The following is a 26,678-nucleotide window of genomic DNA, read 5'->3' as shown; positions in this document are numbered from 1 at the left end:
TTCGAGGTTATATGGAGAGTTCATGCCCGCGGGCGCTGAACTGGGGAGGCGGCAAGCGCCATCCCACCCGCGTTGCCTCCAAGGGTGTCTACACGGGTGCGGGCGCTATAATACAAACGGGAGACAAAGACAAGAGAGGCCTGCTTTTCGATCGCACGCCTTGCGGGTTTATTAGGTTGTACTAATTCACTCGCATGTTGCAACTTTTAATATGTGCTTATCCATTCATGTAAACCGGGCGAAAACTTGGCGAATGATAAGGCTACGCGAAATTCCAATTGCGTAGATGACAATGCTCAAAGTTCTCCAGTGCCTTACCATCGATCACGACTATCGATATACCGTCGCAGCGGTTTTCGTCTGCATGCTCGGTAGTTTCGTGTCGATGCGCCTTTTTTCGAAAGCACGTCTGGCGACGGGGGTGCAGAAGGTCAACTGGCTGTTTCTGGCAGGTGTCAATGGCGGCGCGGCGATATGGACCACCCATTTCGTGGCGATGCTGGGCTATGTTGCCGCGGGTGACGTGGGATACGATCCGTATCTGACCGGGCTGTCACTTCTGATTGCGATTACCACAACGACTGCCGGTTTCGGAATTTCTGCCTATGGCGGACGCAGCGTGCTGGTGGAAGCCGGCGGGATCATCCTTGGTCTCGGCATTGCAGCCATGCACTACACCGGCATGGCGGCCTACAATGTTCAGGGCATGATTTTCTGGGATCAGAACTATGTCATCGCGTCCCTGGTGCTGGGGGCAGTGCTGGGCGCCGTTGCAGTCAATCGGGTCTCGCGGCCCGTCAATCGGTTCTGCCAGTACAGCGCGGTGGCGTTTCTGATCCTGGCGATAGCGTCGATGCATTATACCGGCATGGCCTCCATGTCTTTCGCCTTCGACCCGCGCATCGTCATTCCTGAAAATCTGCTGCCGCCGGCCATCATGGGCGGAGGCGCCATTGCGGTAACGCTGTTGCTGCTGGCGCTGGGGCTTTCCACTTATGTCATCGACGCCCAGTCCACCCAGCAGGCGGTCGCCCGCTATCGCCATCTTTCCCTGCACGATCCGCTGACCGGCATTCCCAACCGGGCAGCCTTCATCGAACATCTCAATCGTCGCACGCGTCATATTTCGTTGGGCGCACACACGGCGCTTCTTTCCATCGATCTCAACCGTTTCAAGGAAATCAATGACGTTCACGGCCATGCGGCGGGCGACGCCGTGCTTCGCACCATCGCCGACCGGGCGAGTTCCGTGCTGAAGGCCGGCGAATTTCTGGCGCGCATGGGCGGTGATGAATTCGTGGCGATGACAAATTCCTATTATACCCGCGCCGATGGCGCCGAATTCGCCCAGAGGCTGATCGACCAGATCAGCAGACCGGTGGAATGGAACGGGCAGACATTTTCGGTCGGTGCGAGTGTGGGCATTTCGGTCCGCAATACCGGCTCCATCGATGCCGATACGCTGATGGCGCAGGCGGATGTCGCCATGTACCGGGCAAAAAGCGGCAGTTCGGATACGATCTGCTTTTACGACAAATCGATGGATGAGGCCGCGCGTGAACGCAATGTGCTTGCCGTCGCCATGCGTAGCGGCCTCGCCAATAACGAGTTCGAGCTTTATTACCAGCAGCAGAACGACACCAGAAGCGGCAGTATCGTCGGCTTCGAGGCGCTTTTGCGCTGGAACCATCCCGATCGGGGCATGATTTCTCCCGCCGAATTCATCCCGATCGCGGAGCAGACGGGGTTCATCGTCGAACTCGGCGAGTGGGTTCTGAGAGAAGCCTGCGCGCAGGCGGCACTCTGGAAAAAATCGCTTTCCATTGCGGTGAATGTGGCGCCGCAGCAGCTTGCGGATAACGAGTTCCCGGACAAGGTCGAAAAAATCCTGGCAGAAACGGGCCTTGCGCCTGAAAGGCTCGAGCTGGAAATCACCGAGGGCAGCATCATCGCCGATCACCGCCATGCGCTTGTCACCATCCGCAAGCTCAAGGCGCTCGGCGTCAAGATCGCGATGGATGATTACGGCACGGGCTATTCCTCGCTTTCGACGTTGCAGAGTTTCCCTTTCGACAAGATCAAGATCGACCGCGCCTTCATCGACGGGCTGTCGACCAATGTGCAGTCCGAAGCGATCGTGCGTTCGACGCTCATTCTGGCGCATAGCCTGAATATTCCCGTGCTTGCGGAGGGTGTGGAAACCAAGGCCCATGTCGAGTTCCTGCGCCGCGAAGGCTGCCTGCAGGTGCAGGGCTTCTTTTTCGGCAAGCCCGGTCCGCTGACATCCATTGCCAGCCTCGTGGATGACACCTTCCTGTCCGTTGAGGACGAACCTGCGGTCACTGCCGGCAGGCGTTACTTCAAGGCGGTCTGACCGTCAGCTGCGCCTCCGATGCCGGTCGCGAAGTTTTTTGTTGAAACATCGACGCTTCCAGCGCACCATCGCCCAAAAGCTTTGGGAGGAGCGCATGCCGACAGACATCGCCCATGCGGAACGCGTGTATGAAACCGCACGCCACCGTTCCGCAGCCGCAAGTTCGCCGATTGTCGCCTCGTGGCGTCGCTGCATGGTCAAGCACCGTCTTGCACCGGAAGAAAATCGCAAGCCGATCTTTCTCAGCGAGACGGAGTTTCGGCGCGCCCGTGAAAGTGCCGCTGGCCTGATTGCTGAAAGCACCGACGAACTTGACCGAATTTTCCACAGTGTCGGGAGATCCGGCTGCTGCCTGCTCCTGACCGATGCTCAGGGCGTTGCGCTGGAGCGGCGAGGCGCGTCCGGCGATGATCGCGATTTCCGGGCGCTCGGCCTCTGGTCCGGCGCCGTCTGGAGCGAAGAGAGCGTTGGCACAAACGGCATAGGCACCGCGCTCGTCGACGAGCGTTCGGTGGTTGTCTATCGTGACCAACATTTCTTCACGTCGAATACGGAACTGTGCTGCACCACGGCTCCCATTCGCGATCATACCGGCCGGGTGACGGGTGCGCTCGATATTTCCACCTGCCGCGATGACATCAACGAGATGACCTTTTCTTTTGTCACCCAGGCGGTGAAGGACGCGGCGCAGCGCATTGAGGGCAATCTGTTCCGCCGTGCCTTTCCGGGGGCACGCATCGTCGTCGTGCCAAGTGGGTTCGGGGCGGCGCTTTCGCTGCTCGCCGTGGATCAGGACGATCTCGTGCTCGGCGCGACCCGCGCCGCTCGTCTTGCGCTGAAGCTGGACGATGCCCGCATCGCGCAGGGTCTCCCGGCCGCGGATATCCTGCAGGAACAGCGCCATGACAGCGGTTCCGACCTCGCGGAAGCGGAGCGTTCGGCGCTGCGGCGCGTGTTGTCGCGCACCAACGGCAATGTCACGCAGGCCGCGTCCTTGCTCGGCATCAGCCGGGCCACGCTTCATCGCAAGATGAAGAAATTCGACGTTCATTGACGTCCTTGTGGTTGCGATCCGGCCGATCACGCCGGATCAACGCGGCTTTGTCGCAGATGTGAGACAATGTGCGCTGCGGAACCGCGTCGCCCCTCTACCGAACCGCGCCATCTGGGCCCACCTTCCTTTCATGCGGTCCGCTCAGGATCGTTTTCATCAGGGAGGATGAAATCATGAATATTCAGGTTCAGCAGAAAGCGGGCGAAGCGCCCTTCAAGCTGAAATACGGCAATTACATTGGCGGCAAGTGGGTGGAGCCGAAATCCGGCCGCTACATGGACAATCTCTCGCCGGTGACCGGCCACAAGATCTGCGAAGTGCCGCGTTCGGATGCAGCCGACATCGAGTTCGCGCTCGACGCGGCCCACAAGGCCCGCGACAAATGGGGCAAGACGAGCATAACCGAGCGCTCCAACATCCTGCTCAAGATCGCCCAGCGCATTGAAGACAATCTAGATCTCATCGCCCGGGCTGAAACCTGGGATAACGGCAAGCCGCTGCGTGAAACCACCAATGCGGATATCCCGCTCGCCATCGACCATTTCCGCTATTTCGCAGGCTGCATCCGCGCTCAGGAAGGCACGATCGGCGAGATCGATAACGATACCGTCGCCTATCACTTCCATGAACCGCTCGGTGTCGTCGGCCAGATCATTCCATGGAACTTCCCGATCCTGATGGCTGCGTGGAAACTCGCACCGGCGCTTGCAGCAGGCAATTGCGTGGTGCTGAAGCCGGCCGAGCAGACGCCCGCCTCCATTCTCATCGTGATGGAGCTGATTGAAGACCTTCTGCCGCCTGGCGTCCTCAACATCGTCAATGGTACTGGCCTTGAAGCCGGCAAGCCGCTGGCGCAGAGCAACCGCATCGCCAAGATCGCCTTTACCGGTTCCACCTCGGTCGGCAAGGAAATCATGCGTTATGCCGCAGACAACGTCACCAACATCACCTTGGAACTGGGCGGCAAGTCGCCGAACATCTTCTTTGCCGACGTGATGAACGAGGACGATGCCTTCCTCGACAAGGCGCTGGAAGGTTTTGCCTTCTTCGCGCTGAACCAGGGTGAGGTCTGCACCTGCCCCTCGCGTGCTCTGGTGCATGAATCGATCTATGACCGTTTCATGGAAAAAGCGATCAAGCGCGTTCAGGCCATCAGCCAGGACGATCCGCTCAATCCGTCGACGATGCTGGGCGCACAGGCCTCGCAGGAACAGTTCGACAAGATCATGAGCTATCTGGAGATTGGCAAGAAGGAAGGTGCCAAGGTTCTGACCGGCGGCGACCGCAAGACGCTGACGGGTGATCTGAAGGACGGTTATTACATTCAGCCGACCGTCTTTGAGGGCAACAACAAGATGCGGATTTTCCAGGAGGAAATCTTTGGTCCTGTTGTCTCCGTCACGACCTTCAAGACGGTGGAAGAGGCGCTCGAAATCGCCAATGACACGGTTTACGGGCTGGGCGCTGGCGTCTGGAGCCGTGACACGAACATCGCCTACCGCGCCGGGCGAGGCATCGAAGCGGGCCGTGTTTGGACGAACTGCTATCACGTCTATCCGGCGGGTGCGGCCTTCGGCGGCTACAAGCAGTCTGGTATCGGTCGCGAGACCCACAAGATGATGCTCGACCACTACCAGCAGACCAAGAACCTGCTCGTGTCCTACAGCCCGAACAAGGTTGGTTTCTTCTGAGGTCCTCCCCGGAAGCCGGCGAGGGGCTGTGGTGCCAGGTCGCCGGCGTGTTCCCAGGGGCGCCTGCCCCTGGGAGCCCGGATCGGGCTTTCAGGCAAAATAAAAGGCCGGAGGTTTTGCCTCCGGCCCTTTTTGTTGCGCATCATGCCGCGTAACGCTGGTCTCGCCGGCGAGGATCGCCCACGGAGAATTGCCCCACCTGTTCGGTCAGGCCATCCGCCTCGTTGGCGAGCGAGAAGGCGGCGGCCGTTGTCTCCTCCACCATGGCGGCGTTCTGCTGCGTCACGTGGTCGAGTTCATTGACGGAGGCATTGATCTCGCTGAGACGGCCGGATTGTTCGCGCGACGCGGTGGCGATTTCGCCGATCTGGTCGTTGACCGACTGGATGCGTTTCTGGATCTGTTCCAGGCTTTCACCGGTCTTCAGCACCAGTGCCACACCGCTTTCCACATCACCCGCAGAGGTGGCGATGAGCTGCGTGATGTCGCGGGCGGCGGCGGCCGATTTCTGGGCTAGTTCGCGAACTTCCTGCGCCACGACTGCAAAGCCCTTGCCGGCCTCGCCGGCGCGCGCTGCTTCAACACCGGCATTCAGCGCCAGAAGATTGGTCTGGAAGGCAATCTGGTCGATGACATCGATGATCTGGCGGATTTTGGCCGAAGAGGTCTCGATGCGTTCCATGGCAACGATCGCTTCTTTGACGACAGCCGTGGATCTATGGGCATCCTGCATCGTATCCGCCGTGGCGGCGACGGCGACATTGCAGCGCGACAGCGACAGATTGACAGCCTGCGTCATGTCTCCGAGCGCCGCTGCCGCCTCCTCAAGGGCTGCTGCCTGACGTTCTGTGCGCCGCGACAGGTCTTCCGAGGCGCTTTTCAGCTCGCCGGAACCGGAGCGGATGGCATTGGCGCTTCCGCCGATATTGGAGATCGTCGCTTCCAGCCCTGCCATGGAGTTGTTGAAGTCGATGCGCAGATGATCGAGTGACGGAACGAAGGATTTTTCGATGCGAAGATCGAGCCTGCCGGCGGCCAGATTGGCAAGACCGGTGGCGAGCGCGTCCACGGCTTCTTCCAGTTCCCTGGCGCTTCTTGCCTTCTCCATCTCGCGCTGGGCGCGTTCCTCGTCCAGTTCTTCACCCTTGCGGTGGGCTTCGGCTTCCATCCGCTGTTTGTCCAGAATGCCCTGGCGGAAGGATTCCAGCGCGCGCGCCATGGTGCCGATCTCGTCGCCACGGGAAACTGCCTTGATCTCGATGTTGTTTTCACCGCCGTTCAGGCGCTCCATAAGACCGGCTAGTCCGGTCAACGGCTTGGTCAGGCTCGCGGAAACGAAAATCCCGATCAGCGTCATTATTGCAAGTACGGCCAGCGTTGCGACCGCTGCCCAGAAGGCGAGATCGTTGGCAGCGGCGAGAACCTTGCTTTCCTGCTGGCCGATGGCAAGAAGATGTTTCTGTCCGAAGACGGCGACCGGACGATAGGCATAGAAGATATTGCCCGCAGGTGTCTGCGCCATGACCGTTCCGGCGTCGTTTACGTTGGAAAGGGCAGCGAGACTTTCGGAAACGGTAGCATCCGCACCGCCCGAGAGGACACCAGCCCTGAGTTTCCCGTCGGCGCTCAGGAGAACGGCGTCATCGATGGTCTTGCCGGTTTCCTCGGGCGTCACCACCGCGCCGATGCGATCGGCGGCGATGCGCATGATAACGGCACCCTTGCGCTGGAGCTGACCCCAGTTGGAAACAGCGAGCGGCATGCCGATCATGGCCGAATTATTCTCGCCATCGCTGAAGCCCGTGGTGCTGACGACGCCGTCCTTGCCGGCTTCGATGCGGTCGAACAGCTCCTTGATCGCGGCGTTCTGCGGTTCCGTTACATTGGTCAGGAAGTTCTTTCCCTTGGTCACGGAATAGATAATCAGGCCGTTCTTGTCGATCACGTAGATATCGCTGACGCGGGTATTACGCCAGACACTGGCAATGGCGGCGTTGATGGTCGCATGACGAATGGCGTAGAGCAGCCGCAACCCTTCGCCGTTGAAGGAGGCGCGCTCCTCTTCGGAGACGCCCTCTCGGCGGAAAGCCTGGATGATGGCGTCCTTTTCCGTTGGGACAACGGTGGTCATCGTTTCCAGCGCCTGGGCCACCGCGGCGTTCTGCGACAGTTCGGAAATGCTCTGTTCGACGCGCAACGTATAGGCATCAAGCTGCTTGGACTGGTTGCCTGCAACCGTTTCGAGCCTGATCTTGCTGGCGTCGATCAGCCCCGATTTACCCATCTCGTAGGACAGCAGCCCCACCGACAGGCAGGAAACCAGTGTCGCACCGGTAACGAGCGCGGCAAATTTGGCTTTGATTGACAATGATTTAGCTTTGACAGCAGTCGGATTTCCACCCGGCATCCTGTTTTCCTCCCCCCAAAAAACGTGGCCGTACCGTTGCAAAAATTGTTTACGGTCGCGTTAAAGGACAGGGAATTGTAGGATAATTTCCCGCATGGCGTGAAAAAATCGAAGAGCCGCGCCGAAGGCACCACGTAATAAAACTGCAACAGAACGGGCGCATATCCAGCGAAGATCAACGGCTGTTCATGTTCATGCAAGCTTTTCACGCTCCTTCTCTCGCCACAATCGATGATGTTTGCGGAACCCGCGCAGACGGATGTGACGGAGCCAATTTGCGATCTGCCCCGGATTTTGCCGTTGTGGTGCCCATGCACAATGAAGAAGCGAGCGTTGAAACGCTGGTGGCAGAGATCGTGAGCGCCTGTGCGCCGGTCGGCCGCTTCGAGATCGTTGTGGTGGATGACGCTTCTTCTGACCGCACGGCGGAAGCGGTTCTGGCGCTCGCTGCCCGTTACAACATGTTGCGGCTGGTGCGGCACGACCGCCAGGGCGGTCAATCGGCTGCGATCCACAGCGGAGTGCAGGCGGCGCGCGCGCCCATCGTATGTATGCTGGACGGCGACGGCCAGAATCCGCCGGACAATCTGCCGGCACTTCTTGCACCGCTTCTGTCCACCAATGCACCGCGCCGGCTTGGGCTGGTGGCCGGCCAGCGCGTCGGCCGGCGCGACACGCTGGGAAAACGCCTTTCCTCCCGCTTTGCCAACGGGCTTCGGGCGCGAATTTTGAAGGATGGCACGCGCGATACGGGCTGCGGCCTCAAGGCCTTTCGCCGCGACGCCTACCTCGCTTTGCCCTATTTCGACCATCACCACCGCTACTTCCCGGCGCTGTTCAATCGTGACGGCTGGCAGGTCGCCCATGTCGACGTCACGCACCGGGCACGGCTGCATGGAAATTCCCATTATACCAATATCGGCCGGGCGCTGGTGGGCATCCACGATCTGATCGGCGTCGCATGGCTTTTGCGCCGGCGCAAGCGGTCAAGCTGGGCTGAAACTTTCATAACGGAGACATTGCCGTGAACGTACCGGCTTTATGGTCCATGCTGCATGTGAACAGCTGGGAAGAGTTCGTATGGGTCTTGACCGGTTTCATGGGCCAGATGCTGTTCACCATGCGTTTTCTGGTTCAATGGATTTCATCGGAACGGGCCAACCGGTCGGTCATGCCGGTGGCTTTCTGGTATTTTTCGATTCTTGGCGGTGTGGTGCTGCTCTCCTATGCACTGTGGCGGCGCGATCCGGTCTTTGTTCTCGGGCAGGCATCCGGCCTCTTTATCTATGCTCGAAATCTCTGGTTGATCCATGCAGAACGCCGCCAGCATGCATGAGGCGACGACCCTGCCTTATGCGCGGGCAGGCGCTGAGCGCCAATGGCTGACATTCGCGTTTTCGGCGATTGTCCTCGTAACTGCCCTGCGCGTCCTTGGGCTCGCCTTCAACCGCACCGACCTTTTTGTCGATGAGGCGCAATACTGGCTGTGGGGTCGCGAAATGGCGCTCGGCGCCTATTCCAAGCCACCGTTCATCGGCTGGCTTATTCGCGCGGCCACCATTCTGGGCGGCGGGGAGGGCACGTTTCAGGTGCGGCTCGCCGCACCCGTCGTGCATGGCGTTGCGGCGGCGGCCATTTTTGTGCTCGGCCGCATGATCTATGATGTCAGGCTGGCCTCGCTCGCGGCAGTGATCTATCTGACCTTGCCAGCCGTGACGCTCGGCAGCCTGCTGATCTCGACCGATACGCCGATGATGCTGTTCATCGTGCTGTCGATGATATCCGTGCGCAAGCTTGCGCTCGCCCGCAGCGAGGGCAGGGCGGCGTTGGGTTGGAGCATCGCTCTGGGTCTCTGTTTCGGCCTCGGGCTGATGTCGAAATATGCGATGATCTATTTTCTGCCGTGCTTCATCGCCGCCAGCTGGCTTTGCGAAGCATGGCGGATCCGGCTGCGTGACGCGGTTATTGCTGCGCTCGTCTGCGTTGCCGTCATCGCGCCCAATCTGTGGTGGAATGCGGCCCATGATTTCATGACGGCACGCCACACCGCCGACAATGCCAACTGGCACGGTGTCCAACTCAAGATCGGCTCCGCGCTTGAATTCTTCTTTTCCCAGGCAGGTGTGGTTGGGCCATACGTCTTCGTCGGCATGATTGTTGCGACAATCCGCGCAAAAACCGGTGAAGCACGGGCGCTCGTCGCTCTTTCTGTACCGATCGTGCTTTTGATCACGGCACAGGGCCTCATGTCGCGGGCACTCGCCAATTGGGCGGTGGGAGCTTATGCGGCAGGCGTACTGCTGGCGGTGCCGATCCTGGCATCGCGGCGTTGGCTCATCGTATCCACACTGGTCCTCGGCGGCATCGTCGCAATCGCGCTGCCGCTGATGACGATAGTGGGAACGGGCCTGCGCCTGCCGAATGGTAAACTGGCGATGGCACGTTATCTTGGAAGCTCCGAGCTGGTATCGACCGGCCTGTCGCGGGCGCGTGAAGCAGGTGCGGACGCTATTGTCGCCAATGATCGTTCGATATTGGCCGAGCTCTTTTACCAGTTGCGGGACGAGAAACAGATGTTGACGCGTGCGCTTCCGGAAACCGGCGTGCCGTCCAGCCATTATGCCCTTCTTTATCCATTGAAGCCGGGCGAAGCGAAAAATCCGCTGTTTCTGGCAAGTGCCGATGGCTTGCCGGCGTGTCTTGCAGGCGAGGCGCCGGTGGCGCACTGGACCGCCGGCCCGGGCTTTGTCGAGGGCAGGGAAATCGGGCTGTGGCGCCTGCCACCACAGTGCATCCCGGAGAGCGCCAATGGACAATGATCTCTCGCATATGCGGATCACCATCTGGGTTACGTTCGCAGCGCTTGCGCTGGTGATCCTGTTTGCGACCTTCCCCTCTATAGATCTGCGCTTTTCCGCCTTGTTTTTCTCGCCGGTGGGCCAGCCATGGCCTGGCCGGGAGCCGTTTCCCGAATGGCTGCGCGACACGTTGCGGGAAGGTGTCGAGCTCGCCGCGCTTCTGACTTTCCTGGTCCTCGTCGGCAATCTCCGGCTCGGCACTTCGCAGCGAACCGGCTGGCGAGTCTGGGCGTTCCTTTGTGGCCCTGTGATCCTCTGTGCCGGGCTGCTGGTCAACGGCGTGCTGAAGGCCATGATCGGTCGCGCGCGTCCGTTCAGCGTTACCGAATTTGGCGGGCATCAGCTTTTCACGCCACCTTTTCAGTTCAGCACGCAATGCTATTCGAACTGTTCGTTTTCTTCGGGTGAAACCGCGCTGATCGCGAGTTTTTTCCTGCCCCTCTGTGTGCTTGTCTGGCCGCGCCTGCGGCCCTATGGGCGATGGGTAGTTGGTGCCCTTGCCGCCGGGGCAATCATTCTCATGTCCGGTCTTCGCATCGCGGCCGGCGGGCATTTCCTCAGCGATGTGGTGATGTCCATCCTGTTTTCGGCCCTGACGACACTGTTTCTGTACCGGGTGCTGGCGATAAGCCACCACCGTCACCTCTTCAGCGGTGCTGCCATCTCGGCCGATACGATCAGCCTTTGGCGCAATGGCCGCCACGCCATACTTACCCGCGTTCGGGGCTGGTGGCCGAAAATCAGGGCTGCAGCCACCCGCCTCCAACGGCCCCCCGATACGGGTGCGGCGTCGTCTTAGTTGGGAGTTCGAGGTGCAGCATCGTTGGGGTGGGAGCGAGCGGCAAGACGGTTCCGACTCATCCTAGGGGTTGTCCCTATTGCCCGCGCGCCTTGATCTTATCGACGTGGTTAGCTCCTCGGCACAAGGCCGAGGATCACGTTGAGTGAATATGCGCCCACTTTGGCTCAAGCGCATGCCGGAAAAACCGGCAGACGTAGGCAACCCTCAGCGTGATTGCTGAATTTATTCAGTCGAACAGGCCGGAAACCGACTGTTCCTGCGCGGTCCGGTTGATTGCTTCGCCGAGCAGGCCGGCCGTGCTCACCACCCGGATATTATGCGCGGACTGGACACCGGTGGTCGGCTGGATGCTGTCGGTGATGACGAGTTCGCGCAGCTTGGAAGAGGCCACGCGGGCCACCGCGCCGCCGGACAGTACGCCATGGGTGATATAGGCAGTAACGCTGGTCGCGCCCTTTTTCAGCAGGGCTTCAGCGGCGTTGCAGAGCGTGCCGCCGGAATCGACGATGTCGTCGATGAGGATGCAGTCCTTGCCGGAGACATCGCCGATGACGTTCATGACTTCGGATTCGCCGGGACGGTCACGGCGCTTGTCGACGATGGCCAGAAGACAGTCGAGGCGCTTGGCCAGCGCACGGGCGCGAACCACGCCGCCGACGTCAGGCGAAACGACCATGACATTGTTGGTGTCGTAGTGATCCTTCACGTCGCGGGCGAGAATCGGTGCTGCAAAGAGATTGTCGGTGGGGATATCGAAAAAGCCCTGGATCTGTCCGGCATGAAGATCGAGGGTGAGAACGCGGTCGGCGCCGGCTTCGGTAATGAGATTGGCAACGAGCTTGGCGGAAATCGGAGTGCGGGGGCCGGCTTTGCGGTCCTGGCGGGCGTAACCGAAATAGGGAAGCACCGCGGTAATTCGTTTGGCCGAGGAGCGGCGCATGGCATCGATCATGATGAGCAGTTCCATCAGATGATCATTTGCCGGGAAGGAGGTGGACTGGACGATAAAGACGTCCTCGCCGCGCACGTTCTCGCTGATTTCTACGAATATTTCCTGGTCAGCAAACCGCTTTACAGTGGCATTTCCGAGAGGAACATTAAGATACTTGCAGATCGCTTCGGCAAGGTGCCGGTTCGAATTGCCTGCGAAAACCTTCATTGCGGCCGCCTGTTTCCATGCCATCGCCTTGCGCCACGGGGCTCAATCCGCCGTAACCAAGCGTCGTTCAAGGGGAGGAACATCCGGCTGAAAAGCCTTTGCCGGATACGCCTTGTTGCCATGCGCGCCTTAATAGCGCTGTTGCTTCCGATTGCAAGAGGACTCCGCGCTTTCACAATGATTTTCGTGAAATCTCTGTGACTTCTCCCGTCGTTTCACCTCATCCGCTTTGAGACTGCTTCCATGACGTGTAGTCGTTGAGTGTTTTTGCAGCGATGTCCTGCATGACTTTGTCGGTCACGGCGGCCCATGGATCACTGCCTCGCGCGGTCACTGCCTCCTGCCCCTGCAGGCGGTGCAGCCGCACGCCATTGGCGTCGAGAATGTCCCACACGTATACGACATTGACCTTGCCGCCATCGGCAAAGGCGGAAAAATATCCCTTCAGAATATTTTCGGCGGAATTGTCGTTGGATGCGCGGATTGTCAGCCCCTTGGCCCGCGCTTCGGCCCCCAGTTGGCGGGATAGCGGTGTCACCGCCTGTACCGGTGCGCCGATGATGGGCAGGAAGCGGATGGAATTCGCGGCGGTGGCAGGTGCAAGGGAAGCCGTCTGCTGTGATGGCGGTTGTTGCGTGACGGCGGGGGCCGCGGCCGCGGCCTGGTTCTGACGGAGCGGTTCCCCGTACTGGCTGCCATTGGACAGCGCCTGTGCCTGTGCCTGCAGAGAGTTCTGGGGTGCATAGGCAGGGACTGACGATACGATTGCAGGCCCGCCTGCGGGTGCGCGGTCGGCGGCTGCCGCCATCTGGTCGAGATCACCCTGTGTTACCGGCGTCGACTGTGATGCGTTGTGGCCAACATCCACCTGTGGCGTCAGCGCTTCCGTGGTGTTGCAGCCGGACAGGATCAGTGCCAAAGCCGGAACAATGAGGGCAACCCCCAACCGGCTCATGCGATTTTCCCTCTCATGTTCCGCTCCTTCTTGCCCAAGGTGGCGCAATGTAAGGGCGGTTTTCCCGCTGTGTCAAACCCGGGGGCGATTTAAGCTGTGAGAAGATCGAGGCTGTGACGCGACAGTGGCTCCGGCGCGCCGTCCGTGGTCAGATATGTCTGGCCGAGCGTCATGGCCGTGCCGGAATCGGAATCCATCACGATCATATGCACGAAGAGCGTCATGTCAGCGGTGATCTCCTGCGGATTGCCGGAGTGGAACATCTGATGCTCCATCCAGGACGGGGAGAAGCGCGCGCCCAGCGAATAACCGCAGGAGTTCAGCCGGTGGCGGGTGAGGCCGCGCTCGTCCATGACGCGGGCATGCACATCGAAGACATCGCCAAAGGTCTTGCCCGGCCGCAGCACCTCCTCGATGGCGGTGAGGTTTTGCAGGCAGGCGCTGTAAAGCTCCTTCTGGCGGAAATCCTGTTCGCCGATCACCACCGTGCGCATCATGGCGGCATGGTAATGGGCGCTGACGCCGGCCCATTCCAGTGTCAACTGATCCTTGCTGTCGAGGACACGACGGCCTGCCTTGTAGCGGCAGAGAAGCGCATCCGCGCCTGAGCCGATGATGAATTCATTGGCGGGGTAGTCGCCGCCGCCCGCGAGCACGGCACCCTGCATTGCCGCAAGAATGGCGGCCTCGTCCGCGCCGGGCTTGATGAGCGGCAATGCTGCATCGAGAGCCTCATCGGCCAGCTGGCCAGCCTTGCGGGCATAAGCGATTTCGGCGGGACTTTTGACGAGCCTGAGGGTGCTGACGAGATACGACGCATCGACCATCTGGCCGAAGCTCGCAAGCTGGTTATCCAGCAGGCGGGCGACACGGCCGGTCATGCCGTGGGTGTCATATTCCACGCCGATCTTTGCGCCCAGAAGGTCGAGATCGCTCAGCAGGTTTTTGAGATCGAGCGTCGGGTCGGCATTGGGTCGATCGACCCAGAGGAGGACGTTCTCGATGATCGAAGTATTGCGGGCCTGACGCAAATCGGCCGAGCGTGTCAGCAGCGTCATGGAGCCGTCCGATTTCACCACCAGCGTCTGGAAGAAGCAGTAGCCGAAAGTATCGTAGCCGGTCAGCCAGTACATGCTTTCCTGGGCGAAAAGCAGCAGCGCATCCAGCTTCTCCTCGGCCATTTTCGCGAGCAGCCGCTCGCGGCGGGCATCGAATTCCGAAAGCTCGAAATGCAGGGCCATCTTAGTCCTCCAGAATTGCGATTGCGGAAATCTGCCGGCCGTAATCGGGTTCGGCGCGGTGGGTGGTGCGGCGGTAGGAATAGAAGCGTTCTTCGTCCGGGTAGGTGCAGAGACCAAGATTTTCCGCCTTCACACCGGATTTGGTCAGGCGGTCGATGGTGAACTGCTTGAGATCGAACAAGGCGTGGCCCTCTTTCTCCGCCCTGGAGAAATAATCCGCGTAAGCGGGTTCGATATCGGTGAAACGCGCGACATATTCCGGCCCGACCTCATAATTGTCCTGGCTGATGGAGGGGCCGAGCGAGGCAGCAATACGATCGCGGCTGGCCCCGAGCTTCGTCATCGCCTCGATCGTGTTTTCCAGCACGCCGAACAAAGCACCCTTCCAGCCGGCATGGGCGGCACCCACGACGCCCGCTTCCGCATCGGCGAACAGGATGGGGCCGCAATCGGCGCTCAACACGCCGAGGACGAAACCCGGTGTCGCTGTCACCATCGCATCTGCCTGCGGACGGCTGCCGTCATAGGTTCCGTCAACCACGACGACCCCGGGAGAGTGGACCTGATGGACCGTGGCGAGGCGGTCTGGGGCAAGGCCGAACCATTGGGTTACGCGGCGGCGGTTTTCCTGCACCCGTTCCGGCTCGTCATCAGATCCGAGCCCGACATTGAGGCCTTGATAAAGGCCATCGGAAACGCCGCCCTGCCGGGTGAAAAAGCCATGGCGGATGCGATTTTTATCGAAGGCGGCGAGGAGGGGACTCTGGATGGGGAGCGGCAGCGTTACGTTCTGCATGGTGCGGGAGTTCCTTGGAGAATTTCGCTGTAGCCCAGTGGAGCAGGGTCAAGCGAGATGTTTCCTGTTGCCGCGGCGTTGCGCGGCGTGTGTGATGCAGTGTGCCTGCTTCGTGTGTCGCGACGATGTTGGCCCAGAGGTTATTACGCTGTCAATCCACTGCACGAAACGGCAGAAGATGGAGCGCGGGACTGGAAACGGCGATGACTTTGAAAAGTTCCCCCATCTTGCCGGCGCCTTCGCCGGCGAGGCGGTTGACGGCTTCGGCGATGGCGAGGGTCTGGTCCGCGGTTGCCTTGGCGGCGAGCGCCCCGGCCCGTTCCTTGAGGCCGAGGCCGTAGAGGAAATCGCCCTGCCGCAGCGTGCCGTTGACGTGAACGCCGGTCGCCTCGGCCGTTTTTACAAGACTTTCGAAATCGACATGGCTGGTCAGATCGGCTTCGCCTGGATGGGCGAGCGGCGGATCGAAGGCATGGTTGCGCATGGCCTGCAGCGTGTCGCCATAGCCGGCAACCAGATGGCCGTAATCAATGGCGAGCGCGGTGCCGCCATGGGCAGACAGGCGCTGGCAGATTGCGGTCATCACAGCTTCCCGGGCGGGCGAAATCTCGAATATCGTGCCAAGCGGCTGCCGTTCGGGCTGCGGCGGAAGCAGCGCCGGGTCTATGCTGGCAAGACCCGTGGAGAAGACGAGGTCGCCATTGGCGTCGAGGCTGACCACGCGTTCGCGGAAACCCTGCGGCGTCCTGACGAATTGCCGTATCGGAATGGCGTCGAAAAGTTCGTTGGCGACAAGCAGCAGGAAACCTTCAGGCACATCGTCGAAACTGTCATGCCATGCCAGTCGACCCGCATGTTCGGCCAGCGCCTCCTTCTGGATGGCGGAAAGGCGCGGGCTTGTCTCCACCAGATGCACCCGCATCGTCTCATAGAGCGGCGGCGCGATGCGGCGGATGACGCGCAGCATGTCCGTCATCATGGTGCCGCGGCCGGGGCCGATTTCCACCAGCCGGGTTTCAGCGGGTGCACCGTGCCTCTGCCAGGCATGAACCACGAAAACACCAAGCATTTCGCCGAAAAGCTGGCTCACCTCCGGAGCGGTGATGAAATCACCCGAACGGCCGAAGGGCTCGCGGCTCTTGTAATAGCCATGTTCCGGATCGGCGAGGCAAAGTGAAAAGAAGTCGGTGACGCTAAGCGGACCGTTGAGCCGGATAAGTGATTTGATGCGTTGCGCGAGCGGTGTGGTCATGGCTGGCCATACCGCTTTAGGCGACTTTTGCCGCGCGGCGCGCGCGCAGGACGGCCCAGAGGCCCAGAAGGAACATTGGAGTGGACAGAACCATGCCCATGGTCAGCCAGTTGCCGGCGAGATAACCGATCTGCGCGTCCGGTTCGCGAAAGAATTCCACGAAGATGCGTGACAGCGCATAACCGCAGACGAAGATGCCAGTGACGGTGCCGGGCCGCTTCAGTGCCTTGAAGGCGTAAATGGCGATGGCCAGAACGATGGCCAACACGAGGCCTTCGAGGCCAGCCTCATAAAGCTGGCTCGGATGGCGCGCGAAAGGGCCGCCTGTGGGAAAGACGACGGCCCATGGCACATCGGAAATGCGGCCCCACAACTCGCCATTGATGAAATTGGCGATGCGGCCGAACAGCAGCCCGATGGGCGCTACGGCCGCGACGATATCGAACATGCTCCAGACAGGAATGCCGTTCTTGCGGGCGAAAAGAATCATGGCGATCGTCGTGCCGATCAGGCCGCCATGGAACGACATGCCGCCATTCCATATTTCGATGGCTCTGATGGGATTGGCGGCCACGGCTGCCATATCGTAAAACAGGATGTAGCCGATGCGCCCACCGAGCACGATGCCGCCGGCTGCCCAGAGAATGAAATCATCGAGGTGCTGCGCCGAGATTGGCGACACATCGTTAGCCCACAGCCGATCCGTGCGGGCGAGGCGGCGGGCGTAAAGCCAGCCGAGCATGATGCCAGCGACGTAGGCAATGCCGTACCAGTGGATCGCCAGAGGACCGATGGACAGCGCTATCGGGTCGATATTCGGGAAGGGCATGATGGCGAGTGAAGTGGGAGCGGCTATCAATCCGTATATATTCCGTCATCGTTGCTGGGCGGACAACGGATCATCCATTGTCTCAAAGGACCGGGCGATGATGCTCACCGGTTCTTTGACGCCAAGGAAAATGGCGATTGCGGTGGCGGCGGTCAAGGTGATTCTTTAAGCTATGGCTCAACATACCAAAGGTGACGCAAGCTCTTGGGATTTTTCGATTTCGCTTGCAAGGCGACGGTGGAGTGCCTACCTGAATGCTATCAACAGCGGGCAAGACGATGCCCCTGAACCGACGAAGGATGAGCGCCATGAGCACGACAGGCACCAATCGTTTTCTCGATGAATTCGCCAAGCTGATGACGGATGCGGCCGGCGCGGCCCAGGGCGTGCGCAAGGAAGCCGAGGCTGCGTTCCACGCACAGGCCGATCGCTGGCTGAACAGCCTGGATGTCGTCCGGCGCGAGGAATTCGACGTCGTGCGGGAGATGGCTATCCAGGCGCGGGATGAAAATGACGCCCTGCGCGCCCGGATCGAGGCTCTCGAAGCAAAGCTTTCGGCCACGAAGGACTGATTCTTCATCACTTTTCTCAGAAGCCCCGGATCGCAGGCGATTCCGGGGCTTTTTTTTCGGCTCTCTCTGGCCGGCTTGATCTCCGGTTGCCGAAAGTCGTGCTCAGACGCGAATTTTTTGGGCCTGTGGACACTTCCAAAAAACACAATCGGCAGAGTCGCTTAAGACTCTCGCCTGAGGTGATGGGGGAGAAGATATCCACTGCTCAAAAAGCAAAAATGGCGAGCGAGGGGTGGCAGCGGGACTCGGCCATTATACACTGATTTTAAATGATGATTCGAAAAGACCGGTAAGCTCCAGACAGGGTGAATGCGTTATTCTGGTGGTGTCGGGCAATCGTCTCAAATGTTTATCCCGGTTTGTATGTGCGTTTTGTGCCCGGCGTTCAAAACACGACATTCCGACCGGCTGAGAAGGTGCCGCATGAGTCTGATAGAATTTGAAATTGAGCGTCAGTCCAATCCAGTCGATATGATCGAAATTGTCGCTGCCTCGAATGACTGGTCGTTCGAGCGTTCGGGCGAGGACGAGATCGCCATGACTGTGGCGGGCCACTGGGCCGATTATCACGTTTCATTTGCGTGGATGGAAGATTTCGAAGCGCTGCATCTTGCCTGCGCCTTTGACATCAAGGTGCCCGATCACCGTGTCAACGAAGTCATTTGCCTGCTGTCGCAGGTCAACGGTCAGGTGCTGATGGGGCATTTCGATCTGTGGCGGCAGGAAGATGTCGTGATCTTCCGCCAGTCGCTGCTTCTGTCAGGCGGTGCCGAGCCGAACAACCAGCAAGTAGAAGTGCTGCTCTCCAGCGCGCTGGAGGCCTGCGAGCAATATTATCAGGCATTCCAGTTCGTCGTCTGGTCGGGTCTGGATGCGAAAAGTGCAATCGAAGCGGTCATGTTCGAGACCGTTGGAGAAGCGTAACATGGTGTACAAGGCTTCCGGGCCGCTCGTCCTCGTGGGCGCCGGCAATATGGGCGGCGCCATGCTTTCTGGCTGGCTGAAAAAGGGCGTGCCGGGATCGCAGGTCATTGTCGTTGACCCGCGGCCCTCCGACGCCATGCGCACAACGATTACGGAAGCGGGTGCGGCCCATAGCGAAAGCGCGCCTGAAGGCGTCAAGGCTGGCATTCTTTTCGTGGCGGTGAAACCGCAGATGATGGAAGCAGTGCTGCCTTCGCTGAAGCCCCTGCTGGGCCCGGAAACGGTCGTCGTCTCCATCGCGGCGGGCACCACCATTGCCACCTTCGTTTCGCATTTCGGTGCGATTGCCGCGGTGCGCGCCATGCCCAATACGCCAGCGATGGTGGGCCGTGGTGTTACCGGTGCATATGCAAATGAACTTGTGACACCCGAGCTTAAAGCCGTGGTGGACGGATTGCTGAAGGTCAGCGGTCCGGTCGAATGGGTGGATGCCGAGAGCGATATCGATGCCGTGACCGCGGTTTCGGGCAGCGGGCCAGCCTATGTCTTTTATCTCGTGGAATGCATGGCTGAAGCGGGCCGTAAGGCCGGTCTGCCGGCGGATGTGGCCATGCGTCTGGCGCGTGAAACCGTGGCTGGCGCCGGCGAGCTTCTGCACCAGTCCTCCGACGAGGCGGCGCGCCTGCGCCAGAATGTGACTTCGCCGGGCGGCACCACGGCTGCCGCACTTTCCGTGCTGATGGCCGAAGACGGCATGCAGCCCCTGTTCGACAGGGCGGTCGCCGCTGCCAAGACCCGCGCAGAAGAACTGGCGGGCTGAGGAGGCGGGCGATGAGCGGCGAAATTTCCTATGCCGATTTCGAGAAGGTGGATATCCGCGTCGGTACGATCGTGGAAGCCGAGCCTTTTCCCGAGGCGCGCAAACCGGCAATCAAGGTGAAGATCGATTTCGGGCCGGAGATCGGCATCAAGAAGTCCTCGGCGCAGATCACTGTGCACTATACGCCGGAAAGCCTTATCGGCCGGCAGGTTCTGGGCGTGGTGAATTTTCCGCCGCGCCAGATCGGGCCGTTCCGCTCCGAGGTCCTGACGCTTGGCTTTGCCGACGCCAATGGAGATATCGTACTGGCTGCGGTTGAAAGGCCGGTGCCTAATGGCGAGAAAATGTGCTGATTGGCGGCCTGCCGTCAAGCCGGGATTTTGACGATAACCCTCAATCCGCCCATCGGGCTTTTATCCAGCGACACGTCGCCGCCATGGCTGCGGGCGATGTCGCGGACGATGGAAAGGCCAAGGCCGGTGCCCGAGGCATTGAGGTTGCGCGCCTCGTCCAGTCGGAAAAACGGCTTGAATACATCCTCGCGTGAATTCTCCGGAATGCCCGGACCGTCATCGTCAAAGGTCATGATAATGGAGCGTGGCGCCTTGCGGATATCGACGTGGAGGTTGCTGGCATAACGCCGGGCATTTTCGGCCAGATTGGCGACGAGCCGTGAAAGTGCGTTCGGCCGCGCGATGATCCTCTCGATATTATAGAGTTCGTAGCTGAATTTCTTGCCGTGCAGTTCGAAATCATGGCCGATTTTTTCGAGAAGTGCGGGAAGCTCCAGCGTGCCGACATCCTCTTCCACATCGGTACGGGCAAAGGTCAGATAGGCTTCCAGCATCGACTGCATGTCTTCCACATCCTTGTCGAGCCCCTCGAGATCCGGATTGTCGCCGGCGAGCGCCAGCTGCAGCTTGAAGCGGGTGAGGATGGTGCGCAGGTCGTGGCTGACACCGTTCAGCATGGCGGTGCGCTGCTCCATCTGCCGTTCAATGCGCTCCCGCATCAGGATGAAGGCAAGGCCCGCCCGGCGTACTTCATCCGCGCCGCGGGGAGAATAGGCGCTGACCTTCTGGCCCTTGCCGAAATTCTCCGCCGCCTTGGCAAGCGCTTCTATCGGCTTGATCTGGCCGCGCAGGAAGAGGATCGAAATGGCAATGAGCACCAGCGATGCGCCAACCATCCAGACAAGGAAGATGTGGGTGTTGGAGGCATAGGCCGCGCTTCTGCTGGTGAAGACGCGGAGCGTCTTGTCATCCAGCTGGACACGGATTTCCACCAGTGAGCCGTTGCCATAGGTATCGATCCAGAAGGGCCTGCCGATCTGTTGGCTGAGCTGGTTTGCGAGGATGGTATCGAGAATCGAGAACAGCGGCTCCGGCCGTGGCGCCGGCAGATCCGTCTTGGGCTCGATATAGACGCTGAGACCCAGCTTGTCGCGGGCGATACGGATGACCCGCTGATAGTCATCCTCTTCGGGGTCTGTCTGTAGAAGTTCGATGATCGCGGCGATATCCCGGGTCACCGCTGCCGAAAGGCGTTCGGTCACCAGCTGCCAGTGGCGCTCCATGAAGACGGCCGCGACCACGGCCTGTAGCAGGATCATCGGCAGGATGATGATGAGGAGCGAACGGGTGTAAAGCCCGGTGGGCAGCCAGTGTCGCAGCCATCTGCCGATGGAGCGCCAGGTCTTTGCGACGGCGCTTTTTTTAAACGTGTCGAGAAAATCGAGGCTCGCCATGGTCGTGCGTTCGCCCTTCGTTGGGTGCTCGTCAGTCCACGCTGAGGCGGTAACCGATGCCACGCACCGTTTGCAGATAGACCGGGTTGGCAGGGTCGTCTTCGATCTTGCGGCGAAGACGGTTGATCTGCACGTCGATCGTTCTTTCGCCCACTTCCGACTCCGCTTCCACCAGCTCGTGCCGTGGAATGGTATCGCCGGCGCGTAGCGCAAAAAGCAGCATGATCTCCTGTTCACGATCTGTCAGGCGGATCGTTTCCGGACCGCGCCGCAGTTCCCTTCTGGGAATGGAGAAGCTGTAGGGGCCGAACATGATCTGTTCGATCTTCGGCGTGTCCGGGGAGGTGTTGCGCCGCAGAATATTGTTGATGCGCAGGACCAGTTCGCGCGGATCAAAAGGCTTGGCGAGATAATCGTCCGCTCCCGCTTCCAGCCCGGCAATACGTGAATCCGCTTCCGAGCGGGCGGTCAGAAGAATGACCGGCACGGATTTATCTTCGTTCAGCGAGCGGGTCAGCGAAAGCCCGTTCTCTCCGGGCATCATCACGTCGAGGATCAGCAGATCGAAACGGATGCCCACCATCTTGCGGCGGGCTTCTGCTGCATCGGCCGCAACGGAGATGCGATATCCCTTGTCGCCAAGAAAACGCTGCAGGAGATCGCGGATGCGAGCGTCATCGTCGACGATCAGGAGATGAGCCGCATCGTCGTCCGCTGGTGGACGTTTTGCCGGAGCTTGCGCCATCGTCACTCATCCTCCACGCTGGTCATCGTCGCCGGACTGCGCATCTGCGCCAGAAATTTGCGCACGCAGGCGCGCGCATCGGGACCGAGGCCTTCCAGCGCGCGGTCGATGCGGCGTGATTGTGGTTCGCTGAGCGCCAACGCCAGTTCGCGGCCTGTCAGCGTCGGATAGAGCCGGCGCTGGCGGCGGTCTTCAGGACCTGCCATCTGGCGGATGTAACCGTCGTCGATCAATTGCTTCAACACTCGGGCGAGGCTCTGTTTGGTGATCTGCAGCGTATCGAGCAGATCCGCCACGGTCATGCCCGGCTGCCGGCTGACAAAATAGACCACCCGGTGATGCGCGCGTCCATAATCAAGTTTCGACAGGATGACGTCGGGATCGGAGACGAAATCGCGATAGGCGAAAAACAGTGCTTCGATCGTGTCGAAGTCAATCTTGCCGTCGTCAACCTTCGGCAGTGCCGGTGTCTGTCTGGCGGCGGCGGTTTTGAGCGATTGCGGTGGCACTGCGGTTCCTTCATATTCTGCGGCTGTCTGATCATATGTTGCAGGCGTCGATGCGCCAATATTCTGTAAACATAGCCGAAAATGCGTCCGCTCGGGAGAATGCCGCGATCATTTTCTGTTGCGGTGGATAATATGGCGAGGGTGCCGGTGCAACTGGAATCCTGAGCGACCTTTACCGCAAATACAAAAGAGCGCGGAAACTCCGCGCTCTCAGCATTACTGTGGTCATGGCCGTCTTACTGGTAGACGTAGACGATACGACGTGTCGAGGGTTCTACGAGTACAGGTACATCGTTCACCCGCACATACCGATACTGATAATCTGGAACTTCAACCAGACGGGTATCGGCCGGCAGGACGCTGCCAAGGGCAATATCACCGTCATAGGTGATGGTATCGGCAGGGTGCTCGTCAATATAGGTGATGACCGACTGAGGCGGATCGACTTCGCCGACGCGGCCCAGATTCGGATCGCCGGGGTTCGGTTCAGCCTGAACACTCGAAGTTTTTTCGTAGGTCACGACCGGCACGCTGAGTTCCGTGCGGCGTTCCTTGAGAATGACGGGCGAACCTTCATACATCACGTTCAGGTAGTCGGCATGGGCCCAGCCTCGCAGACCGTTCACCTCGATGCGACACCAGCTGCTGCCTTCCATGCAGCCGTCCAGCACGGCGTTGCTGCCACGCGTGGCGAGGCCGACTTCCGGATAGTCGTCACCGGGGCCCGACCGGACAGAAATATCCGAGGCGGTTGTTGCGACCATGGCGGCATTTGCATAGCCCGCCATCAAGGCGAAGGCGCCACCAGCGATCAGCATTTTAAGCGTCTTGTCCATGTGTCTCACTCCTTTCAAGACTGGTGCTACAACGTCGCAATCCCCAGGGCGTTCCACATTTTTCGGGAAGATGATGTCTCATCAAGCCGCCTCTTCGTGTTATCTGACTGTATGGAATAGGGATTTTCTTCGTGAACTCGCCGCTGAGAACAAGGCGACCTGTCGCCATTGTGCCGTAACCGGTAGCGGGCTATAGGATGGCGGATCTTTCAGACAGGAGACACGGGATATGGGAAAGTTGCAGGCCGGGATTATTCCGGTCACGCCATTTGAGCAGAATTGTACCGTCCTGTTTGATCAGGACACCAAGGAAGGCGTCGTCGTCGATCCTGGCGGGGATGTGGACGTCATTCTTCAGGTAGTTGCTGAAAACGGCATCACGCTCAAGGAAATATGGTTGACGCACGGCCATCTCGACCATGCCGGTGGTGCGGATGAGTTGCGCGAAAAACTCTCCCTGCCGGTGATCGGGCCGCATGAAGATGACCGGCCCCTGCTGGAGAGAATTGAGGTGCAGGCGCAGAAATACGGCATCAGCGGTCTGAAGAACGTCGTGCCGGATTCATGGCTGAAGGAGGGTGACAAGGTCTCCTTTGGCGGTCACGTCTTCGAGGTCTATCATTGCCCGGGGCACGCGCCCGGGCACGTAATCTATTACAACCGCGACCAGAACTTCGCCCATGTCGGCGACGTGCTGTTTGCCGGGTCGGTGGGGCGCACGGATCTGCCGGGTGGAAACCACGAGCAGCTGATGGCGTCCATTCGCGATAAGCTGCTGCCGCTTGGCGACGATGTCGGTTTCATCTGCGGCCACGGCCCGGGCGGACGGCTGGGTGAGGAGCGGCTGACCAACCCCTATCTCAAGGGACTGTGAGCGCCGGCCGACTGCGGCCTGCGGCGCGCACAAAAAAACCCGGCATTCCTGCCGGGCTTCAACTAGAAAAGAAAGCCGTTTTAGGGTCAGCCAGCAATCTGCAGATTGACTGCCTTCGGCCCTTTGCCGCGACGATCCGGTTCCGTGTCGAAGCTCACTTTCTGATTTTCTGAAAGTCCGGACAGGCCGGAAGCCTGTACGGCAGAGATGTGAACAAAGATATCAGCGCCACCATTGTCTGGCTTGATGAAGCCGAAGCCTTTGTCTGTATTGAAGAATTTTACGGTGCCAGTTTCGGCCATGCATCAGGTCCTTTTCGCTCTGCCCGCGTTCAGCTACAGGCAGCATTACAGTTTTGCCCCGCGTGGGCGTTGGCAGGCAGTTTTTGACTATTGAGAAAATGGACCTTCGCAGCGGGAAGTAATGGCGTTCTCATCCAACGTTTTTCGTCCCACCGCCCGAGGTTTATAGCGTCCCCAGTGCGCAAATTTATAGGCCTTCCCATGCTCGCAAATTGCCCGAACCGCAGTAGATTGCTGCGTTTATCGAAAATTGGCAAGCAAAAGTTTTTACGGGCTTTTTGTCAGATAAAAAACCTGCGGTAGAGTTGCGCGTGGGAACCGCACATTTTTTTCGCATAAGTGATAGTTGATGAAATAATTGCCGGTTGGTCTGAGCTTTCCCGGCAAAAATTTGGACGCGTGACCGCAATTTCCCGAGAAAACAGAAAAAACAGTTCTTTTCGCATCACGCCGCTTCTGTCGCGGTTTTTTGCCGTTTGCGCGTCAGTTCCGGTACCAATTCCACGATCAGGATGGCGATGAAAATGATCAGGCAGCCGACATAGCCGGCACTGGAAATGGTTTCCTTGAGGAAAATCGAGGCCAGCAGGGCGCCGAAGAGCGCCTCCGACGACAGGAAAATCGCGGCCTGCGGCGCTGTTGTGTAGCGCTGGGCAATCACCTGAAGCACAAAGGCGAGGCCGGAAGAAACGAGGCCGACATAGAGAATTTCCACCATCGACGCCTCGATGGCGCCCATGCTGATCGGTTCGGATACAACGCCGATCATGCAACTAAGAAGGGAGCAAACCGCGAATTGTGTGCAGGAGAGCGCAAGCGGCCGGCCGCTTTCGGAGACGAAGCGCCCTGCTAGCGTAATCTGGATCGCCCAGAAGAAAGCGCAGATGATGCTGAGAATATCCCCTTTCGTCAGCGTCTCGAAGGCGCCGCCGGAAAGGAGGAATATACCGCCGAGCATCATCAGCGCGCAGGGCCAGACGACCCAGTGGGGGTGACGGCGGTAAAGCAGAACGGCAATCACGGGCACGAAAATGACATAGAGCCCGGTCAGGAAGCTGGAATTGGTGACCGTCGTGGTCAGCAGCCCGACCTGCTGGGTGGTGGCGCCGCCGAACAGCGCAAGACCGACGAGAATGAAGCTGCCGATCTGACGCGGGCGGGGCGGTGATTTCAGGGACCGGGTTTCCATGAGCGCGAAGGGCAGCACGGCGATGGCGGCGATGGCGAAACGCAAACCGACGAACCAGAAAGGGCCAATCGAGGCCATGGCTGAGGATTGTGCGACAAAGCCGCCTCCCCAGATTGCTGCGGCGAGCAGAAGCAGCATATTGGCCTGAATTCGCGTCATTATTGGCACCAGCAATGCGGGGCCGGGAGATCATTGACGTCACGGCCGGGCAAACAGGGGATTTTGTGAGGTGTCATCCAGCTGTGTCGGACGACTGTTTCCCGGGTGCTTTAGCAGCAACATGCCGATGCCGCAAGTCGAGGGGAGGGCCGTTATCTATAACGGCGGGCCTCGTCCTTCAGGCTGCGCCGGGTAAGCATCAGGCCGCCAAGGCCGAGGCCGACGAACGCCGCGGCCGAGAGGACGATGAGCAGAATATGCGGACCTGCCTTCGTCGTCGCAGCCACCTGCGGTATGGCGGAGGTATGCAGGGTGTCCACCGCTTGCGCAGCAGCATTGGCCGATGTCGCGATGCCGGCTGCCATGGTGATGATGACAAGAAAAGCCGCGACCGCCATCCAGAGGGAAAACAGCGTTCTCTGTGCCCTTAACCTTTCAACGGAAGTGCGGTCGTTGGTAAACATGGCTGTCGCCTCTTGTCCCTGTTCTTAAAGGACAAAAGAGGCTTCGAAATGGACGGCTTGGAGACCGAATTCTGGCGTTCCGCGGCATTTATTGCGGCAATATTGTGGCGGGGGCGTTT

The 26,678-nt window shown here is 59.7% G+C and carries 26 protein-coding genes; 12 read left to right on the top strand and 14 right to left on the bottom strand.

What is annotated here, in order from left to right; genetic code table 11:
- The first annotated feature begins 292 nt into the window (after window positions 1-292).
- From EGT36_RS02490 to adh, 3 genes are all read left to right on the top strand, one after another.
- On the top strand, window positions 293-2,374 hold the full coding sequence (locus tag EGT36_RS02490) for a putative bifunctional diguanylate cyclase/phosphodiesterase (RefSeq protein ID WP_034498846.1): 2,082 nt from the start codon (window positions 293-295) through the stop codon (window positions 2,372-2,374).
- A 94-nt stretch (window positions 2,375-2,468) separates the two neighbouring features.
- On the top strand, window positions 2,469-3,428 hold the full coding sequence (locus EGT36_RS02485) for a helix-turn-helix domain-containing protein (protein WP_006699467.1): 960 nt from the start codon (window positions 2,469-2,471) through the stop codon (window positions 3,426-3,428).
- A 173-nt stretch (window positions 3,429-3,601) separates the two neighbouring features.
- Window positions 3,602-5,119 (top strand): aldehyde dehydrogenase, encoded by a 1,518-nt coding sequence (adh, locus tag EGT36_RS02480; RefSeq protein WP_004442948.1) that lies wholly within the window; start codon window positions 3,602-3,604, stop codon window positions 5,117-5,119.
- A gap of 142 nt (window positions 5,120-5,261) precedes the next feature.
- On the opposite strand, the gene EGT36_RS02475 is transcribed toward adh, so the two are convergent.
- Window positions 5,262-7,526, bottom strand: coding sequence for a methyl-accepting chemotaxis protein (locus EGT36_RS02475; protein ID WP_037089784.1), 2,265 nt, complete (start codon window positions 7,524-7,526; stop codon window positions 5,262-5,264).
- A gap of 188 nt (window positions 7,527-7,714) precedes the next feature.
- Here EGT36_RS02475 and EGT36_RS02470 point away from each other — a divergent pair, with 188 nt between their 5' ends.
- The 4 genes from EGT36_RS02470 to EGT36_RS02455 are packed head-to-tail and all read left to right on the top strand — an operon-like array spanning window position 7,715 to window position 11,183.
- Window positions 7,715-8,554 (top strand): glycosyltransferase family 2 protein, encoded by an 840-nt coding sequence (locus EGT36_RS02470; RefSeq protein ID WP_037089786.1) that lies wholly within the window; start codon window positions 7,715-7,717, stop codon window positions 8,552-8,554.
- A 20-nt stretch (window positions 8,555-8,574) separates the two neighbouring features.
- A complete protein-coding gene (locus tag EGT36_RS02465; RefSeq protein WP_035209260.1) occupies window positions 8,575-8,862 on the top strand; it encodes a lipid-A-disaccharide synthase N-terminal domain-containing protein in 288 nt (95 codons plus the stop codon).
- Window positions 8,837-10,345 carry an ArnT family glycosyltransferase gene (locus EGT36_RS02460; RefSeq protein WP_037089789.1) on the top strand — a complete coding sequence of 503 codons (1,509 nt, stop codon included), beginning with the start codon at window positions 8,837-8,839 and terminating at the stop codon, window positions 10,343-10,345. The genes EGT36_RS02465 and EGT36_RS02460 overlap by 26 nt, the downstream gene beginning before the upstream one ends.
- Window positions 10,335-11,183, top strand: a complete 849-nt coding sequence (locus EGT36_RS02455; RefSeq protein ID WP_037089792.1) for a phosphatase PAP2 family protein — start codon at window positions 10,335-10,337, stop codon at window positions 11,181-11,183. The genes EGT36_RS02460 and EGT36_RS02455 overlap by 11 nt, the downstream gene beginning before the upstream one ends.
- A gap of 229 nt (window positions 11,184-11,412) precedes the next feature.
- Here the strand turns inward: EGT36_RS02455 and EGT36_RS02450 are convergent, their stop codons facing one another.
- From EGT36_RS02450 to lgt, 6 genes are all read right to left on the bottom strand, one after another.
- Window positions 11,413-12,345: a ribose-phosphate pyrophosphokinase gene (locus EGT36_RS02450; protein ID WP_003522877.1), complete on the bottom strand. Its 933-nt coding sequence runs from the start codon at window positions 12,343-12,345 to the stop codon at window positions 11,413-11,415.
- Between the two features lie 220 nt (window positions 12,346-12,565).
- Window positions 12,566-13,300, bottom strand: a complete 735-nt coding sequence (locus tag EGT36_RS02445; RefSeq protein ID WP_037089795.1) for a hypothetical protein — start codon at window positions 13,298-13,300, stop codon at window positions 12,566-12,568.
- Window positions 13,301-13,389: 89 nt separating this feature from the next.
- Window positions 13,390-14,541 carry a M24 family metallopeptidase gene (locus tag EGT36_RS02440; RefSeq protein ID WP_035209265.1) on the bottom strand — a complete coding sequence of 384 codons (1,152 nt, stop codon included), beginning with the start codon at window positions 14,539-14,541 and terminating at the stop codon, window positions 13,390-13,392.
- A 1-nt stretch (window position 14,542) separates the two neighbouring features.
- Window positions 14,543-15,337, bottom strand: a complete 795-nt coding sequence (pgeF, locus tag EGT36_RS02435) for a peptidoglycan editing factor PgeF (protein ID WP_037089797.1) — start codon at window positions 15,335-15,337, stop codon at window positions 14,543-14,545.
- A gap of 151 nt (window positions 15,338-15,488) precedes the next feature.
- Window positions 15,489-16,589, bottom strand: a complete 1,101-nt coding sequence (locus tag EGT36_RS02430) for a class I SAM-dependent methyltransferase (protein ID WP_035209268.1) — start codon at window positions 16,587-16,589, stop codon at window positions 15,489-15,491.
- Window positions 16,590-16,605: 16 nt separating this feature from the next.
- Window positions 16,606-17,418, bottom strand: a complete 813-nt coding sequence (gene lgt, locus EGT36_RS02425; RefSeq protein WP_037089798.1) for a prolipoprotein diacylglyceryl transferase — start codon at window positions 17,416-17,418, stop codon at window positions 16,606-16,608.
- A gap of 308 nt (window positions 17,419-17,726) precedes the next feature.
- Between lgt and EGT36_RS02420 the strand changes: the two genes are divergently transcribed.
- The 4 genes from EGT36_RS02420 to EGT36_RS02405 all read left to right on the top strand — a co-directional run bounded on the left by EGT36_RS02420 (window position 17,727) and on the right by EGT36_RS02405 (window position 20,087).
- A complete protein-coding gene (locus EGT36_RS02420) occupies window positions 17,727-17,990 on the top strand; it encodes an accessory factor UbiK family protein (RefSeq protein ID WP_004442935.1) in 264 nt (87 codons plus the stop codon).
- 423 nt (window positions 17,991-18,413) lie between these two features.
- Complete coding sequence (locus EGT36_RS02415) at window positions 18,414-18,914, top strand: type III secretion system chaperone family protein (RefSeq protein ID WP_004442934.1); 501 nt, start codon at window positions 18,414-18,416, stop codon at window positions 18,912-18,914.
- Window position 18,915: 1 nt separating this feature from the next.
- A complete protein-coding gene (proC, locus tag EGT36_RS02410) occupies window positions 18,916-19,734 on the top strand; it encodes a pyrroline-5-carboxylate reductase (protein ID WP_004442932.1) in 819 nt (272 codons plus the stop codon).
- An 11-nt stretch (window positions 19,735-19,745) separates the two neighbouring features.
- Window positions 19,746-20,087, top strand: a complete 342-nt coding sequence (locus tag EGT36_RS02405) for a tRNA-binding protein (RefSeq protein WP_004442931.1) — start codon at window positions 19,746-19,748, stop codon at window positions 20,085-20,087.
- Between the two features lie 14 nt (window positions 20,088-20,101).
- Here the strand turns inward: EGT36_RS02405 and EGT36_RS02400 are convergent, their stop codons facing one another.
- The 4 genes from EGT36_RS02400 to EGT36_RS02380 all read right to left on the bottom strand — a co-directional run bounded on the left by EGT36_RS02400 (window position 20,102) and on the right by EGT36_RS02380 (window position 23,571).
- Window positions 20,102-21,481 (bottom strand): ATP-binding protein, encoded by a 1,380-nt coding sequence (locus EGT36_RS02400; protein WP_022556672.1) that lies wholly within the window; start codon window positions 21,479-21,481, stop codon window positions 20,102-20,104.
- Window positions 21,482-21,512: 31 nt separating this feature from the next.
- Entirely contained in the window at window positions 21,513-22,226 is a 714-nt protein-coding gene (locus EGT36_RS02395) for a response regulator (protein ID WP_006699625.1), read from the bottom strand.
- 2 nt (window positions 22,227-22,228) lie between these two features.
- On the bottom strand, window positions 22,229-22,735 hold the full coding sequence (locus EGT36_RS02390; protein WP_004442928.1) for a MarR family winged helix-turn-helix transcriptional regulator: 507 nt from the start codon (window positions 22,733-22,735) through the stop codon (window positions 22,229-22,231).
- Between the two features lie 236 nt (window positions 22,736-22,971).
- On the bottom strand, window positions 22,972-23,571 hold the full coding sequence (locus tag EGT36_RS02380; protein ID WP_125270022.1) for a DUF1236 domain-containing protein: 600 nt from the start codon (window positions 23,569-23,571) through the stop codon (window positions 22,972-22,974).
- A 229-nt stretch (window positions 23,572-23,800) separates the two neighbouring features.
- Between EGT36_RS02380 and EGT36_RS02375 the strand changes: the two genes are divergently transcribed.
- Entirely contained in the window at window positions 23,801-24,445 is a 645-nt protein-coding gene (locus tag EGT36_RS02375; RefSeq protein WP_037089803.1) for an MBL fold metallo-hydrolase, read from the top strand.
- A gap of 86 nt (window positions 24,446-24,531) precedes the next feature.
- On the opposite strand, the gene EGT36_RS02370 is transcribed toward EGT36_RS02375, so the two are convergent.
- The 3 genes from EGT36_RS02370 to EGT36_RS02360 form a co-directional block, all read right to left on the bottom strand.
- Window positions 24,532-24,747, bottom strand: a complete 216-nt coding sequence (locus tag EGT36_RS02370) for a cold-shock protein (RefSeq protein WP_003494703.1) — start codon at window positions 24,745-24,747, stop codon at window positions 24,532-24,534.
- A gap of 445 nt (window positions 24,748-25,192) precedes the next feature.
- The gene (locus tag EGT36_RS02365) at window positions 25,193-26,095 is read right to left on the bottom strand and encodes a DMT family transporter (protein ID WP_037089805.1); all 903 of its coding nucleotides are present in this window, start codon (window positions 26,093-26,095) and stop codon (window positions 25,193-25,195) included.
- Between the two features lie 152 nt (window positions 26,096-26,247).
- On the bottom strand, window positions 26,248-26,559 hold the full coding sequence (locus EGT36_RS02360) for a hypothetical protein (protein ID WP_004442924.1): 312 nt from the start codon (window positions 26,557-26,559) through the stop codon (window positions 26,248-26,250).
- Window positions 26,560-26,678: the final 119 nt, after the last annotated feature.

This window comes from Agrobacterium sp. FDAARGOS_525 (assembly GCF_003938925.1).
GTDB classification, from domain to species: Bacteria; Pseudomonadota; Alphaproteobacteria; order Rhizobiales; family Rhizobiaceae; genus Agrobacterium; species Agrobacterium pusense.
Note: the sequence above shows the minus strand (reverse complement) of the source record. Positions and strands in the feature narration are given on the sequence as shown.